Origin of the sequence: Variovorax paradoxus (assembly GCF_030815975.1) — a bacterium.
GTDB lineage: Bacteria > Pseudomonadota > Gammaproteobacteria > Burkholderiales > Burkholderiaceae_C > Variovorax > Variovorax paradoxus_N.
On the sequence record NZ_JAUSXL010000002.1, the window covers coordinates 270,054 to 283,962 of the forward strand.

15 protein-coding genes are annotated in these 13,909 nt (G+C 66.8%); all 15 read left to right on the forward strand.

Going from position 1 to position 13,909, the window contains the following annotated elements:
- Nucleotides 1-148: 148 nt before the first annotated feature.
- The 15 genes from rpsA to mnhG all read left to right on the forward strand — a co-directional run bounded on the left by rpsA (nt 149) and on the right by mnhG (nt 13,892).
- Nucleotides 149-1,837: a 30S ribosomal protein S1 gene (rpsA, locus tag QFZ47_RS05040; RefSeq protein WP_281149803.1), complete on the forward strand. Its 1,689-nt coding sequence runs from the start codon at nt 149-151 to the stop codon at nt 1,835-1,837.
- A 71-nt stretch (nt 1,838-1,908) separates the two neighbouring features.
- Nucleotides 1,909-2,232, forward strand: a complete 324-nt coding sequence (locus tag QFZ47_RS05045) for an integration host factor subunit beta (RefSeq protein ID WP_307654605.1) — start codon at nt 1,909-1,911, stop codon at nt 2,230-2,232.
- A gap of 45 nt (nt 2,233-2,277) precedes the next feature.
- Complete coding sequence (locus tag QFZ47_RS05050; RefSeq protein ID WP_307658886.1) at nt 2,278-2,616, forward strand: LapA family protein; 339 nt, start codon at nt 2,278-2,280, stop codon at nt 2,614-2,616.
- A complete protein-coding gene (gene lapB, locus QFZ47_RS05055) occupies nt 2,606-3,784 on the forward strand; it encodes a lipopolysaccharide assembly protein LapB (RefSeq protein WP_307654606.1) in 1,179 nt (392 codons plus the stop codon). Before QFZ47_RS05050 ends, lapB begins: the two co-directional genes overlap by 11 nt.
- 150 nt (nt 3,785-3,934) lie before the next feature.
- Nucleotides 3,935-4,285, forward strand: a complete 351-nt coding sequence (locus tag QFZ47_RS05060) for a ComEA family DNA-binding protein (RefSeq protein WP_307654607.1) — start codon at nt 3,935-3,937, stop codon at nt 4,283-4,285.
- Nucleotides 4,286-4,472: 187 nt separating this feature from the next.
- On the forward strand, nt 4,473-5,441 hold the full coding sequence (locus QFZ47_RS05065) for a TRAP transporter substrate-binding protein (RefSeq protein ID WP_307654608.1): 969 nt from the start codon (nt 4,473-4,475) through the stop codon (nt 5,439-5,441).
- A gap of 21 nt (nt 5,442-5,462) precedes the next feature.
- On the forward strand, nt 5,463-5,972 hold the full coding sequence (locus QFZ47_RS05070) for a TRAP transporter small permease (protein ID WP_307654609.1): 510 nt from the start codon (nt 5,463-5,465) through the stop codon (nt 5,970-5,972).
- Nucleotides 5,965-7,266 (forward strand): TRAP transporter large permease, encoded by a 1,302-nt coding sequence (locus QFZ47_RS05075; RefSeq protein ID WP_307654610.1) that lies wholly within the window; start codon nt 5,965-5,967, stop codon nt 7,264-7,266. Before QFZ47_RS05070 ends, QFZ47_RS05075 begins: the two co-directional genes overlap by 8 nt.
- A 31-nt stretch (nt 7,267-7,297) precedes the next feature.
- Complete coding sequence (gene crcB, locus QFZ47_RS05080) at nt 7,298-7,675, forward strand: fluoride efflux transporter CrcB (RefSeq protein WP_307654611.1); 378 nt, start codon at nt 7,298-7,300, stop codon at nt 7,673-7,675.
- An 87-nt stretch (nt 7,676-7,762) separates the two neighbouring features.
- Entirely contained in the window at nt 7,763-10,723 is a 2,961-nt protein-coding gene (locus QFZ47_RS05085) for a monovalent cation/H+ antiporter subunit A (RefSeq protein WP_307654612.1), read from the forward strand.
- On the forward strand, nt 10,723-11,076 hold the full coding sequence (locus tag QFZ47_RS05090; protein WP_307654613.1) for a Na+/H+ antiporter subunit C: 354 nt from the start codon (nt 10,723-10,725) through the stop codon (nt 11,074-11,076). The genes QFZ47_RS05085 and QFZ47_RS05090 overlap by 1 nt, the downstream gene beginning before the upstream one ends.
- Complete coding sequence (locus QFZ47_RS05095; protein WP_307654614.1) at nt 11,073-12,776, forward strand: monovalent cation/H+ antiporter subunit D; 1,704 nt, start codon at nt 11,073-11,075, stop codon at nt 12,774-12,776. The genes QFZ47_RS05090 and QFZ47_RS05095 overlap by 4 nt, the downstream gene beginning before the upstream one ends.
- A complete protein-coding gene (locus QFZ47_RS05100; RefSeq protein ID WP_307654615.1) occupies nt 12,773-13,264 on the forward strand; it encodes a Na+/H+ antiporter subunit E in 492 nt (163 codons plus the stop codon). Before QFZ47_RS05095 ends, QFZ47_RS05100 begins: the two co-directional genes overlap by 4 nt.
- A complete protein-coding gene (locus QFZ47_RS05105; protein WP_307654616.1) occupies nt 13,261-13,539 on the forward strand; it encodes a K+/H+ antiporter subunit F in 279 nt (92 codons plus the stop codon). The genes QFZ47_RS05100 and QFZ47_RS05105 overlap by 4 nt, the downstream gene beginning before the upstream one ends.
- A complete protein-coding gene (gene mnhG, locus QFZ47_RS05110; RefSeq protein WP_307654617.1) occupies nt 13,536-13,892 on the forward strand; it encodes a monovalent cation/H(+) antiporter subunit G in 357 nt (118 codons plus the stop codon). The genes QFZ47_RS05105 and mnhG overlap by 4 nt, the downstream gene beginning before the upstream one ends.
- Nucleotides 13,893-13,909: the final 17 nt, after the last annotated feature.

Genomic DNA, 13,909 nt, shown 5'->3' on the forward strand with positions numbered 1-13,909 from the left:
GGCTCTTTTCGCGCGACAGCGCACCGGCCTTCTGGTTGTTCAACCAACCCGGGCTCACGCCCACAAAACCGCCGTCTCCAGACCTACAGCAGCCGCACGCAATTTCGCAATAGCGCCTGCCAACCCTGCCTGACGGAAGGAACCATCAATGTCTGAATCTTTTGCCGACCTATTCGAAGAGTCCCTGAAGCGTTCCGAAATGCGCACCGGCGAGGTCATCACGGCCGAAGTCGTGCGCGTCGAACACAACCACGTGGTGGTCAACGCCGGCCTCAAGTCCGAAGCGTATGTGCCGATCGAGGAGTTCAAGAACGACAAGGGCGAACTCGAAGTCCAGGCCGGCGATTTCGTTTCCGTTGCCATCGGCAGCGTTGAAAACGGCTACGGCGACACCATCCTCTCGCGCGACACCGCCAAGCGCCTCGCTTCGTGGCTCGCCCTGGAGAAGGCGCTCGAATCCGGCGACTTCGTCACCGGCACCACCAGCGGCAAGGTCAAGGGCGGCCTCACGGTGCTCGTCAACGGCATCCGCGCATTCCTGCCGGGCTCGCTGATCGACACGCGTCCGATCAAGGACCTGACCCCGTACGAGAACAAGACCCTCGAATTCAAGGTCATCAAGCTCGACCGCAAGCGCAACAACGTCGTGCTGTCGCGCCGTGCCGTGGTCGAAGCCAGCATGGGCGAAGAACGCGCCAAGCTGATGGAAACCCTGAAGGAAGGCGCAGTCGTGCGCGGTGTGGTCAAGAACATCACCGAATACGGTGCGTTCGTCGACCTCGGCGGCATCGACGGCCTGCTGCACATCACCGACATGGCATGGCGCCGTGTCCGCCACCCGAGCGAAGTCGTTCAGGCCGGCCAGGAAATCACCGCCAAGATCCTCAAGTTCGACACCGAGAAGAACCGTGTCTCGCTGGGTCTGAAGCAAATGGGCGACGACCCGTGGATGGGTGTTTCGCGCCGCTACCCGCAATCGACCCGCCTGTTCGGCAAGGTCACGAACATTGCCGACTACGGCGCGTTCGTCGAACTCGAACCCGGCATCGAAGGCCTGGTGCACGTCTCCGAAATGGACTGGACCAACAAGAACATCGCTCCGAACAAGATCGTCTCGCTGGGCGACGAAGTCGAAGTCATGGTCCTCGAAATCGACGAAGACAAGCGCCGCATCAGCCTGGGCATGAAGCAGTGCAAGGCCAACCCGTGGCAAGAGTTCGCGCAGAACACCAAGCGCGGCGACCGCGTCAAGGGCCCGATCAAGTCGATCACCGACTTCGGCGTGTTCGTGGGCCTGGCTGCCGGCATCGACGGCCTGGTGCACCTCTCGGACCTCTCGTGGAACGAAGCCGGCGAAACCGCCGTTCGCAACTACAAGAAGGGCCAGGAAGTCGAAGCGATCGTGCTGGCCGTGGACGTGGACCGCGAGCGCATCAGCCTGGGCATCAAGCAGCTCGACAGCGACCCGTTCACCACCTTCACCACCGTGAACGACAAGGGCCAGATCGTGACCGGCAAGGTCAAGACGGTTGATGCCCGCGGCGCTGAAATCGACCTCGGCGAAGACATCCTCGGCTACCTGCGCGCCAGCGAAATCTCCCGCGACCGCGTGGAAGATGCCCGCAACGTGCTGAAGGAAGGCGACGAAGTCACTGCCATCGTGCTGAACGTGGATCGCAAGACCCGCAACATCCAGCTGTCGATCAAGCAGAAGGACATGGTCGACGAACAAGGCGCCATGGCCAACCTGAGCCAGCAGTCGGCACGCGAAAACGCGGGCACGACGAGCCTGGGCGCCCTGCTGCGCGCCAAGCTCGACAACAACGACAGCAAGTAAGCTCCGTCCGAAGACAGAGCCGGCCCTGGGGCCGCTCTGTCTTTTTTTTCGTCCACGTTTTCGTTTGGCCTATGACCCGCTCTGACCTCGTCGAAGAACTCGCAGCGCGCTTTGCGCAGCTGACGCACCGCGATGCCGAATACGCCGTCAAGACCATCCTCGACGCGATGAGCGACGCGCTGGTGCGCGGGCACCGCATCGAGATCCGCGGTTTCGGCAGCTTCTCGGTCAACCGGCGTCCGCCGCGCATCGGCCGCAACCCGCGTTCGGGCGAGAGCGTTCAGATTCCCGAGAAGCGGGTGCCGCACTTCAAGCCCGGCAAGGCACTGCGCGAGGCCGTCGATGCCAAGACCGCCGAGCTCGACGCCAGGGAAGCCAAGGGCCGCAAGGCCTGATCGCATGGATGCAAACGTAGAATGCTCCCGGCAACGGGAACGGCTATGAAATACCTCCTGTGGCTGCTCAAGGCAGCCATTTTTTTTACGCTTTTTGCTTTCGCGCTGAACAACCAGCACGACGCGACCGTCTATTTCTTCTTCGGCACGCATTGGCGCGCACCCCTGGTGCTCGTGGTGCTCGCAGCTTTCGCCGGTGGCCTGGTGGTCGGTGCGCTGGGCATGCTGCCTGGATGGTGGAAGCACCGTGCGGCAGCGGCGCAGGCTCCTGCCGCGCGCGGCGACGAAGCCGCGGCTCCTGCGCCCTCCACGCCTGCTCCGGCAGCGGCGCCGCCGTCCATTTCCGCCACCGACCTCCCCACCGTACGCCAACATGGACTTTGATCCCAGCTGGCTGCTGATCAGCCTGCCCGTCGCCTTTGTCCTGGGCTGGCTTGCCTCGCGCTTCGACATCCGGCAACTCAAGCTCGAGAACCGGCAAGCCCCCAAGGCGTATTTCCGCGGCCTCAACTTTCTTCTCAACGAACAGCAGGACCAGGCCATCGATGCCTTCATCGAGGCCGTGCAGAACGATCCCGACACGCAGGAACTGCACTTCGCCCTGGGCAACCTGTTTCGCCGGCGCGGCGAATACCAGCGTGCGGTCCGCGTGCACGAGCATCTGCTGGGCCGCGGCGACTTGAGCCGCAGCGACCGCGAACGCGCGCAGCACGCGCTGGCGCAGGATTTCCTGCGCGCCGGGCTGCTCGATCGCGCCGAAGCCGCGCTGCAAAAACTCGAGGGCACGCGCTACGAGAACGAGGCGCGGCTTTCGCTCCTGGCCATCTACGAGCGCTCGCGCGAATGGGCGCAGGCCGCCGCCGTGGCGCAGAAGCTCGACGAGTCCGACCAGGCCAGCTACAGCACGCGCCGGGCCCACCACCTTTGCGAGCAGGCCTCCGAACAAGTGGCGGCCGGCGACCTGGCCGCGGCCGGCCGGCTGCTCTCCGAGGCGGTGGCGCTGGCCCCTCAGGCACCCCGCCCCGCCATCGACTCCGCCACGCTGCAGCTGCGCAATGGCGACGGCGCCAAGGCCTTCGACACCCTTGCCGCGCTGAGCGGCACCGCTCCGCTCGCCCTGCCGCTGTATGCCGCTGCGCTGCAGCAGGCCGCGGTGGCCGCACACCGCGAGGGTGAAGCGCTCGCGCTGCTGCAGCGGCACTATGCCGAGTCGCCATCGATCGATGTGCTCGAAGCGCTGATCGCACTCGGTGGTTCGCCGACCGGCGCGATTCCGGCGGCCAACGGCCAGCCACTCGTTCCGCGCGACGGCTACATCGCGCATCTCGCCCAGCAGCCCTCGCTGGTTGCCGCCTCGCGCTGGCTGGCCGGCGAGCGCTTCGAGCACGAGCAGTTCCACCCGCAGGTGCAGCGCGCGCTCGACCAGGCCACGCGGCCGCTGATGCGCTACCGCTGCGCCGCCTGCGGCTTCGAGGCGCACCAGCATTTCTGGCACTGCCCCGGATGCCAGGCCTGGGACAGCTATCCGCCGCGCCGCGTCGAAGAGCTCTGAGCCACATTCCGAACACGTTTCGGAACAATGGTGAACGCAGCCGCCGCGGGCTGCCGGGCCGTCAACGCGCCTTTCCCTGAACCGTTGAACGCGAGCCGGCGTCTTCCGCCGGTGAACTGTCGTATCAACAAATCAGGGAGTTTGAAAATCATGCTGAAGAAAATCCTGGCCATGGCGGCCATGCTGTTCGCGGTTGTCTCGTTCGCCGCTGTCGATGTCAACAAGGGCACGGCTGCCGATCTCGACGGCATCAAGGGCGTTGGCCCTGCCATGTCCAAGCGCATCCTCGACGCACGCAAGGAAGGCGAGTTCAAGGACTGGCCCGACTTCATGCAGCGCGTCAAGGGCGTGAAGGAAAAGAAGGCCGAGAAGCTGTCGGCCGAAGGGCTCACGGTCAATGGCAAGGCCTTCGGCGGCCAGGCAACAGCACCCGCTGCCCCCAAGGCAGACAAGGTCGCCAAGGCGCCCAAGGCCACCGACGCAAAACCTGCCAAGCCCTGATCGAACCGCCTCGGGGTCCGCTGCGACCCCGCAGTCAAAGCCGCCGCTAAGGCGGTTTTTTGTGTGCGCTGCGGCAGGAAACCCAACCGTTGCGCAACGCCGCGTGGCAGGGAAATGCCTCAGAAGTGGCCCGGAATTTGCACGTATGCTCGCGTTCGTTTTCACTTTCATACGTTCCGGAGCGCTCATGAATCACAAGTTCGGCATTGCCCTGGCTGGCCTCACCCTCGGCGCCGCAGCCTTCGCGCAAACCAAGTGGGACCTGCCCACCGCCTACCCGGCGACCAACTTCCACACCGAGAACATCACCCAGTTCGCGAGCGATGTCGACAAGGGCAGCGGCGGCAAGCTCAAGATCACGGTGCATTCCAACGCCTCGCTGTTCAAGGCGCCCGAAATCAAGCGCGCCGTGCAAGGCGGCCAGGCGCAGCTCGGCGAGATCCTGCTGGTCAACTACCAGAACGAATGGCAGATGTTCGGCGCCGATGGCATTCCCTTCCTCGCCGACAGCTACGACGCGGCCTGGAAGCTCTATCAGGCACAGAAGCCTGCGCTCGAAAAGAAGCTGGCCGAACAGGGCATCGTGCTGCTCTACACGGTGGCCTGGCCGCCGCAGGGCATCTTCGTGAAGAAGGAAATCGCTTCGGCCGCCGACCTCAAGGGCGTGAAGTGGCGCGCCTACAGCCCCGCCACCGCGCGCATCGGCGAACTGGTCGGTGCGCAGCCGGTCACCGTGCAGCAGGCCGAGCTGTCGCAGGCCATGGCCACGGGCGTGATCGAGTCGTACATGTCATCTGGCTCGACCGGCTACGACACCAAGACCTACGAGTACATCAAGAACTTCTACGACATGCAGGCCTGGCTGCCCAAGAATGCGGTGCTCATGAACAAGAAGGCCTTCGACGCGCTCGACAAGCCCACGCAGGACGCGGTGCTGAAGGCCGCCGCCGATGCCGAGAAGCGCGGCTGGGAACTCTCGAAGAAGAAGAACGTCGAATATCTGGATCTGCTCAAGAAGAACGGCATGACCGTGCATGTGCCCTCCGCTGCGCTCAAGGCCGACATGAAGAAGGTCGGCGACACCATGATCAAGGAGTGGCTCGAGAAGGCCGGCCCCGACGGCCAGGCGGTGGTCGACGCATACAAGAAGATGTGACGCAACACCGAACAGCCCCCGATGCGAAAGACGCTTGATTTCCTCTACAACAGCGCCGCCGCCCTGGCGGCGCTTTTCATGGTCGGCCTGCTGGTGATGGTGCTGCTCTCCATCGTGGGCCGGCAGCTCCATTTCAATGTTCCGGGCATCGATGCCTATGCCGGCTACCTGATGGCCGGTGCCGGTTTTCTTGCGCTCGCCCACACGCTCAAGCGCGGCGAGCACATCCGCGTGACCCTGGTGCTGCAGAATCTGCCGCCCGCGGCGCAGCGCTGGCTCGAACGCTGGGCGATGGGCGCGGGCGCCCTGCTCGCGGTGCTGTTCGCCTGGTACAGCGCGCGACTGGTGTTCCAGTCGCACGACTTCCACGACATTTCCACCGGCAACGACGCCACGCCGCTGTGGCTGCCGCAGCTCTCGATGGCCGTGGGTGCGCTGGTGTTCGCCATTGCGGCCTTCGACGAGTTCGTGATCGAGTGGCGCGGAAGGCCGGCCAGGCCGGTCGAAACGGAGGCCTTGCGCCATGAGTGACATTGCCGTTGCGGGCCTGCTGATTGCCGCGCTCTTCCTGATCCTGGGCAGCGGCGTGTGGATCGGCCTCACGCTTTCCGGCGTGGCGTGGATCGCCATGCAGATTTTCTCGTCGCGCCCCGCGGGCGATGCCATGGCCGTGACCATCTGGGGCTCGGCGTCGAGCTGGACGCTCACCGCGCTGCCGCTGTTCATCTGGATGGGCGAGATCCTGTTCCGCACGCGGCTCTCGCAGGACATGTTCAAGGGTCTCGCGCCCTGGATGCAAAGCCTGCCGGGCCGGCTGCTGCACACCAACGTGGTGGGCTGCGCGGTGTTCGCGGCGGTGTCGGGCTCGAGCGCCGCCACCTGCGCCACCATCGGCAAGATGAGCCTGCCCGAACTGAAGCGCCGTGGCTACCCCGACGACATGGTCATCGGCACGCTGGCCGGGGCCGGCACGCTCGGCCTCCTGATCCCGCCATCGATCATCATGATCGTCTACGGCGTGAGCGCCGACGTGTCGATCGCCCGGCTGTTCATTGCGGGCGTGATCCCGGGCATCCTGCTTGCGCTGCTGTTCTCGGGCTACATCGTGTTCTGGGCGCTGCGCCACCCCGAGCGCATTCCGCCGGCCGATGCGAAGCTGCCCTTTGTTCAGAAGCTCAAGGCCTCGCTGTCGCTGATCCCGGTCGCGCTGCTGATCCTGTCGGTGCTCGGGTCCATCTACGCGGGCATTGCCACCGCCACCGAAGCGGCCGCCGTGGGCGTGGTCGGCGCCATGGTCATCTCGGGGGCGCAGGGCTCGCTGAACTGGCACAGCTTCAAGGAAGCACTGCTCGGCGCCACGCGGCTCTACTGCATGATGGCGCTGATCCTCGCGGGCGCGGCCTTCCTCACGCTCGCCATGGGCTACATCGGCCTGCCGCGCCACCTGGCCGAATGGATCGGGTCGCTCGGGCTTTCGAAGTTCCAGCTGATCGCGATGCTCGCGGCGTTCTACATCGTGCTGGGCTGCTTCCTGGATGGCATCTCGATGGTGGTGCTCACGATGGGCGTCATCATGCCGACGGTCACTGCTGCCGGCATCGACCCGATCTGGTTCGGCATCTTCATCGTGCTGGTGGTCGAGATGGCGCAGATCACGCCGCCTGTGGGTTTCAACCTGTTCGTGCTGCAAGGCATGACGGGAAAAGACCTGCTCTACATCGCCCGCGTCACGCTGCCGATGTTCTTCCTGATGGTGGCGGCCGTGCTCATCATCTACTTCGTGCCGCAACTGGTCACCTGGCTGCCGCAGCAGATGGCGCCATGAACAGCACCGGGCGTGCCCCGACAATAGGGCCATGCTGATTCCGATTCTTGCCATCTGCATGGGGGCCTCCGTGGGCGCGCTGGCGCGCTGGGGCCTCGCGCTCTGGTTCGGCGCGGGCGGGCTCATGCCCTGGGGCACGCTGGCCGCCAACCTGATCGGGGGCTACCTCATCGGCATGGCCATTGCCTTTTTCCATCTGCTGCCCGACCTCGATCCGGCCTGGCGGCTCGCACTGGTCACGGGCTTTCTCGGCGGCCTCACAACCTTCTCGAGCTTCTCGGCCGAAGTCATGACCATGCTTCTCGAAGGCCGGCCGGGCGTGGCCTTGCTCACGGCAACGGCCCACCTCGGCGGATCGCTGTTCCTGACCTGGCTGGGCATACGCAGCGTGCAGGCCCTGGCCGGCTGATCGGTCCATCGCCGGGCCGCAAGGCCGTCGATCTTCACGGGTTTCCAGGAGAATTTTATAAGGGGCCGGTCGATAGAATCGACCGCAATGCCCCTGGTCTTTCTCGTCGCACTCCCCTTCATTGCCAGCGTGCTCGCCGCGTTGATGCCGTCGAACGCGCGCAACCGGGAGTCGACGCTGGCGGGACTCGTCGCGCTGGGCTGCGCGGTGCAGACCGCATGGTTCTTTCCCCAGATCGCACGCGGCAACGTGCTGCGCCAGGAGATCGCGTGGCTGCCGGAGCTCGGGCTCAACCTCGTGTTCCGCATGGACGGTTTTGCGTGGCTGTTCTGCATGCTGGTGCTCGGCATCGGCGCGCTGGTGGTGCTCTATGCGCGCTACTACATGTCGGCCTCCGATCCGGTGCCGCGCTTCTTCTCTTTCTTTCTCGCGTTCATGGGCGCGATGACGGGCGTGGTGCTCTCGGGCAACCTCATCCAGCTGGTGCTGTTCTGGGAGCTCACCAGCCTGTTCTCGTTCCTGCTGATCGGCTACTGGCATCACCGCCGGGACGCGCGGCGCGGCGCACGCATGGCGCTCACCGTGACCGGTGCCGGCGGGCTCTGCCTGCTGGGGGGCGTGCTGGTGCTGGGCCGCATCGCGGGCAGCTACGAGCTCGACCTGGTGCTCGCCTCGGGCGACGCGATCCGCGCGCATGCGCTCTATCCCGTGGCGCTGGTGCTGATACTGCTCGGCGCCTTCACCAAGAGCGCGCAGTTCCCGTTCCACTTCTGGCTGCCGCGCGCCATGGCGGCGCCCACGCCGGTCTCGGCCTACCTGCATTCGGCCACCATGGTGAAGCTCGGCGTGTTCCTGATGGCGCGGCTGTGGCCGGTGCTGTCGGGCACCGAGCAGTGGTTCTGGCTGGTGGGCGGCGCGGGCGCGATCACGCTGCTGCTCGGCGGCTTCGTGGCCATGTTCCAGCGCGACCTGAAGGCACTGCTGGCCTACTCGACCATCTCGCACCTCGGGCTCATCACGCTGCTGCTCGGCCTGAACAGCCCGCTGGCGGCGGTGGCGGCCGTGTTCCACATCATCAATCACGCGACCTTCAAGGCGTCGCTCTTCATGGCGGCCGGCATCATCGACCACGAGAGCGGCACGCGCGACATCCGCAAGCTCAGCGGCCTGCTGCGGCTGATGCCGATCACGGGCGCGCTGGCGATCATCGCGAGCGCTTCGATGGCCGGCGTGCCGCTGCTCAACGGCTTTCTCTCGAAGGAGATGTTCTTCGCCGAGACGGTGTTCATTCAGGCGTCGCCGTGGATCAACCTGAGCCTTCCGGTCATTGCCACCGTCGCGGGCATCTTCAGCGTGGCCTATTCGGCGCGCTTCGTGTTCGATGTGTTCTTCGGTCCGCCCTGCGGGCCCGAGGTGCCGAGGCAGCCGCACGAGCCGCCGCACTGGATGCGCGTGCCGGTCGAACTGCTGGTGCTGGTCTGCCTGGTGGTGGGCGTGGCACCGGCCTGGTCGATCGGCGCGCTGCTGGCGGCTGCCGCCACGCCGGTGGTCGGCGGCGTGCTGCCGGAATACAGCCTGGCCGTGTGGCATGGCTTCAACCTGCCGCTGGCGATGAGCTTCGTGGCGCTGGCCGGCGGCATGGTGCTCTACCTGTCGCAGCGGCGCCGCCGCGCAGAGGGCAGGCTCGAACACACGCCGCTGCTGCACCGCTTCGACGGCCAGGCCATCTTCGAACACCTGCTCGCGCAGCTCAGCGAGGCCGGCCGGCGCAGCCGCCGCGTGCTGGGCACCCGGCGCATGCAGACGCAGTTGCTGCTGCTGATCGCGGTGGCGGCGGCGGGCGCCGCGGCATCGCTCTGGACGGCACCTGCCGCCCGCGGCGGCCGCGAACTGCTGCCCTTCTCTGCGATGTTCGCCATGACCTGGCTCATCGGCGGCGTCTGCGCGCTGGCAGCGGCGTGGCAAGCCAAGTTCCATCGCCTGGCCGCGCTGATGCTGGCCTCGGGTGCCGGGCTGGTGTGCTGCGTGACCTACATCTGGTTCTCGGCGCCCGACCTGGCGCTGACGCAGCTCGTGGTCGAAGCCGTGACCACCATGCTGATTCTCCTGGGCCTGCGCTGGCTGCCGATGCGCAGCAAGGACGTGGTCCAGCCAGCACGCGCGAGGCTGCGCCCCTGGGGCCGGCGCGGGCGCGACCTGCTGGTGGCTGTTGCCGCGGGCAGCGGCATGTCGGCGCTGGCGTGGCTGATGATGACGCGCCCGTTTCCGCAGAGCATCTCGCCCTTCTTTCTCGAACACGCGCTCAGCGAGGGCGGCGGCACCAACGTGGTCAACGTGATGCTGGTCGACTTCCGCGCTTTCGACACCTTCGGCGAGATCACGGTGCTCGGCGTGGTGGCGCTCACGGTCTATGCCTTGCTGCGCCGCTTCCGGCCGGCGCGCGAGTCGATGGCCCTGCCGGTGCAGCAGCGCGCGCAGGCCGACGACGGAAGCAGCGACCTGCTGAACCCGCGGCTGGCCAAGGACACGGCCGTGGGCTACCTGATGGTGCCGGCCGTGCTGGTGCGGCTGCTGCTGCCGCTCGCGGTGCTGGTGTCGGTGTATTTCTTCATGCGCGGACACAACGCGCCCGGCGGCGGCTTTGTCGCGGGGCTGGTGATGTCGGTGGCGCTGCTGCTGCAGTTCATCGTCTCGGGCACCGAATGGGTGGAAGAGCATCTGCGCATCTATCCGCGCCGCTGGATCGCTGGCGGCCTGCTGCTCGCGCTGGCCACGGGCAGCGGCGCGGTGGTGTTCGGCTACCCGTTCATGACCACGCACACCGCGCACCTGCACCTTCCGGTGTTGGGCGAACTGCATGTGCCGAGCGCCCTTTTCTTCGACATCGGCGTGTTCGCGCTGGTGCTGGGCGCGACCATGCTGATCCTTACCGCGCTGGCCCACCAGTCGGTACGCAGCCACCGCTGGGCCGACGAGCAGCGCGAGAAGGAGGCCGAGGCCGAGGCCGCTGCTGCGGCCGCCAGCGCAACGCCGGAGGGAGCGCACTGATGGAAATCGTGCTCGCGCTGGCCATCGGCGTACTCACCGGCTCGGGGGTGTACCTGCTGCTGCGCCCCCGCACCTTCCAGGTGATCATGGGGCTCACGCTCATCTCGTACGCGGTCAACCTGTTCATCTTCAGCATGGGGCGGCTCAAGCTCGACAGCGAACCCGTGCTGGTCAAGGGCATCACCGCCACGCTGGCCAATACCGCCGACCCGATGCCGCAGGCGCTGGTGCTGACGGCGATCGTGATCGGCTTTGCGATGACGGCGCTGTTCCTCGTGGTGCTGCTGGCCTCGCGCGGCCTCACCGGCACCGACCACGTGGACGGCGAAGAGCGGCAGGAGGCGGCGGAATGACCGCGGTGGTTCATCTGCTCGACCAGCTGCTCGAGTTCAGCATGCCGCACCTCGTGGCGGTGCCGATCCTCGTGCCCCTGCTCACGGCCGCGCTGATGCTGCTGCTGGGCGAACGCCGGCGCCGCACCAAGTCGGCGCTGAGCGTGGTCTCGGGGCTGGTGGGCCTGCTGGCGGCGCTCGCGCTGCTGCGCTGGGTGAATGCGCCAGAGACCGGCGACGGGCCGGGATCGGTCGGCGTCTACCTGCCGGGCAATTGGCAGGCACCGTTCGGCATCGTGCTGGTGGCCGACCGGCTGTCGACCATGATGGTGGCGCTCACGGGCGTGGTCGCCTTTGCGGCCTCGATCTATTCCACCTCGCGCTGGGACCGCGCCGGCGTGCATTTTCATCCGCTGCTGCAGCTGCAGCTCATGGGCCTGAACGGCGCCTTCCTGACGGGCGACCTGTTCAACCTGTTCGTCTTCTTCGAGGTGATGCTCGCGGCCTCCTACGGCCTGCTGCTGCACGGCTCGGGCCGGCTGCGGGTGCAGGCCGGGCTGCACTACATCGCCATCAACCTGGCCGCCTCGTCGCTCTTCCTGATCGGCGCGGCCCTGCTCTACGGCGCGACCGGCACGCTCAACATGGCGGACCTCGGCCTGCGCATCGCACAGCTCGCGCCGGCCGACCGCGGCCTGGTGCATGCGGCGGCCGCCATTCTCGCGACCGCATTCTTCGCCAAGGCCGGCGCCTGGCCGCTCAACTTCTGGCTGGTGCCGGCCTACAGCGCGGCGGTGTCGCCCGTGGGCGCCGTGTTCGCGCTGCTGACCAAGCTCGGCATCTACACGCTGCTGCGGCTGTGGACGCTGCTCTTCGCACCGGACGCCGGCGCCTCGGCCGCGTTCGGGCAATCGGCGCTCACCGCGATCGGGCTCGCGACATTGTTCGCGGGTGCCATCGGCATCGTGGGCACGCAGCGGCTCTCCAACCTCGCGGGCTTCAGCGTGCTGGTGTCGGCGGGCACGCTGCTCGCGGCCATCGGGCTCGGGGAGCCGGCCGTGTGGGCCGGCGCGCTCTACTACCTGCTGAGTTCGACGCTGGCAGTGAGCGCCTTCTTCCTGCTGACCGACATGATCGAGCGCTGGCGCAACGCCGGCATGAGCGTCGCACCACATGAAAAGGCGGGCAATGCGCCGTTCCTCGCGGAAGACCTGCGCGTGCTCGACGACGTGAACCTCGACGACGAAGCACAGGCGCTCTACGGCCGCGCGATTCCCGCCGGCGTGGCCTTCCTGGGGCTGAGCTTCATCGGCTGCACCCTGCTGCTCGCGGGCCTGCCGCCGCTGTCGGGCTTCGTGGGCAAGTTCGCGATGCTTTCGGGCGCCTTTTCCACCGGCGGCACGTCGACCTCCGCATGGATTTTCCTGGCGCTGCTGATCGCCTCGGGCCTGCTGGCGCTGATTGCGCTGAGCCGCACCGGCATGCGCCACTTCTGGACCCAGCCGCATCCCACCATGCCCGCCCTGCCCGCGCTCGAAGTGCTGCCGGTGGCCGGCCTGCTCGCGGCCAGCGTGGCGCTGACCGTCTGGGCCGGCCCCGTCATGCACCACGCCATCACCACCGCCGAAGGGCTGCGCACGCCCACCGCCTACCGCGACGCCGTGATGGGCGCGCGGCAGGTCCCCAACCCTGCGGCCCCTGGGAAAGGCCCGGCACCATGAAGCGCTGGATGCCTTCGCCGCCGCTTTCGCTGGCGCTGTTTGCCGTGTGGCTGCTGCTCAACCAGTCGCTCGAGGCTGCCACGCTGCTGTCGGCCGCAGTGCTGGCCATTGCGGTTCCGCTGCTCACCAAGGGCTTGCGGCCAGCCACCGTGCGCATGCGCAAGCCCGGAGTCGCGCTGCGGCTCGCGGGCCGGGCCTCGGCCGACATGCTGGTATCGGCGCTCTTCGTGGCACGGCGGCTGCTGACGCGCCGCACCTCGCGCATCGCCTCGAAATTCATCACCGTGCCGCTGGAGCTGCGCGACCCCAACGGGCTCGCGGTGCTGGCCATGATCATGTGCCTCACGCCCGGCACCGCATGGGGCGAGATCGCGTTCGACAGCAGCACGCTGCTGATCCATGTGTTCGACGTCGACGACGAAGCCGCTTTCATCGCGCTGATCAAGCAGCGCTACGAGCACCCCTTGATGGAGATCTTCGAATCATGACGCCTGTTCTTTTCTGGGCCTTGAAACTGGCGCTGCTGCTGTTGGCGGTGGCCATGCTCTGCGCGCTGGCCCGGCTGCTGGTGGGCCCGAGCGCGCAGGACCGCGTGATGGCGCTGGACTGCCTCTACGTCAACGGCATGCTGATGATGCTGGTGCTGGGCATCGTCTATGCGAGCAACGTGTACTTCGAAGCCGCGATGCTGACGGCGCTGTTCGGCTTTGTCGGGTCGACGGCGATGGCCAAGTTCCTGTTGCGTGGGGAGGTCATTGAATGACGGATTTCATCGTGGGGCCGCTGCCGCTGTGGGCGGAAATCGTCACCGCCGCGTTCGCGGTGCTCGGCGCAGCCTTTGCCGCCATCGGATCCTTCGGCCTCGTGCGGCTGCCCACCTTCTTCCGCCGCATCCATGCGCCAACGCTCGGCGCCACGGTGGGCGTGTGGTGCATGACGATTGCCACCATCGTCTACTTCTCGGTGCAGGGCTTCAGCCTCTTCCTGCACGCCGTGCTGATCGTCCTGTTCATTGCGCTCACGGCGCCCATCACCACCATCTTCCTGATGCGTGCGGCGCTCTTCCGTGAACGGCAAAAAGGCGGCGACGTGCCGCCGGCGGCCCGGTCGAACTGAATGAAGCCGGCGCTTCG

What these genes read in the sequence shown, in the direction of transcription:
- rpsA (WP_281149803.1), top strand. Translation starts at nt 149, where the DNA reads ATGTCTGAATCTTTTGCCGACCTATTCGAAGAGTCCCTGAAGCGTTCC.
- QFZ47_RS05045 (WP_307654605.1), top strand. Translation starts at nt 1,909, where the DNA reads ATGACCCGCTCTGACCTCGTCGAAGAACTCGCAGCGCGCTTTGCGCAG.
- QFZ47_RS05050 (WP_307658886.1), top strand. Translation starts at nt 2,278, where the DNA reads ATGAAATACCTCCTGTGGCTGCTCAAGGCAGCCATTTTTTTTACGCTT.
- lapB (WP_307654606.1), top strand. Translation starts at nt 2,606, where the DNA reads ATGGACTTTGATCCCAGCTGGCTGCTGATCAGCCTGCCCGTCGCCTTT.
- QFZ47_RS05060 (WP_307654607.1), top strand. Translation starts at nt 3,935, where the DNA reads ATGCTGAAGAAAATCCTGGCCATGGCGGCCATGCTGTTCGCGGTTGTC.
- QFZ47_RS05065 (WP_307654608.1), top strand. Translation starts at nt 4,473, where the DNA reads ATGAATCACAAGTTCGGCATTGCCCTGGCTGGCCTCACCCTCGGCGCC.
- QFZ47_RS05070 (WP_307654609.1), top strand. Translation starts at nt 5,463, where the DNA reads ATGCGAAAGACGCTTGATTTCCTCTACAACAGCGCCGCCGCCCTGGCG.
- QFZ47_RS05075 (WP_307654610.1), top strand. Translation starts at nt 5,965, where the DNA reads ATGAGTGACATTGCCGTTGCGGGCCTGCTGATTGCCGCGCTCTTCCTG.
- crcB (WP_307654611.1), top strand. Translation starts at nt 7,298, where the DNA reads ATGCTGATTCCGATTCTTGCCATCTGCATGGGGGCCTCCGTGGGCGCG.
- QFZ47_RS05085 (WP_307654612.1), top strand. Translation starts at nt 7,763, where the DNA reads ATGCCCCTGGTCTTTCTCGTCGCACTCCCCTTCATTGCCAGCGTGCTC.
- QFZ47_RS05090 (WP_307654613.1), top strand. Translation starts at nt 10,723, where the DNA reads ATGGAAATCGTGCTCGCGCTGGCCATCGGCGTACTCACCGGCTCGGGG.
- QFZ47_RS05095 (WP_307654614.1), top strand. Translation starts at nt 11,073, where the DNA reads ATGACCGCGGTGGTTCATCTGCTCGACCAGCTGCTCGAGTTCAGCATG.
- QFZ47_RS05100 (WP_307654615.1), top strand. Translation starts at nt 12,773, where the DNA reads ATGAAGCGCTGGATGCCTTCGCCGCCGCTTTCGCTGGCGCTGTTTGCC.
- QFZ47_RS05105 (WP_307654616.1), top strand. Translation starts at nt 13,261, where the DNA reads ATGACGCCTGTTCTTTTCTGGGCCTTGAAACTGGCGCTGCTGCTGTTG.
- mnhG (WP_307654617.1), top strand. Translation starts at nt 13,536, where the DNA reads ATGACGGATTTCATCGTGGGGCCGCTGCCGCTGTGGGCGGAAATCGTC.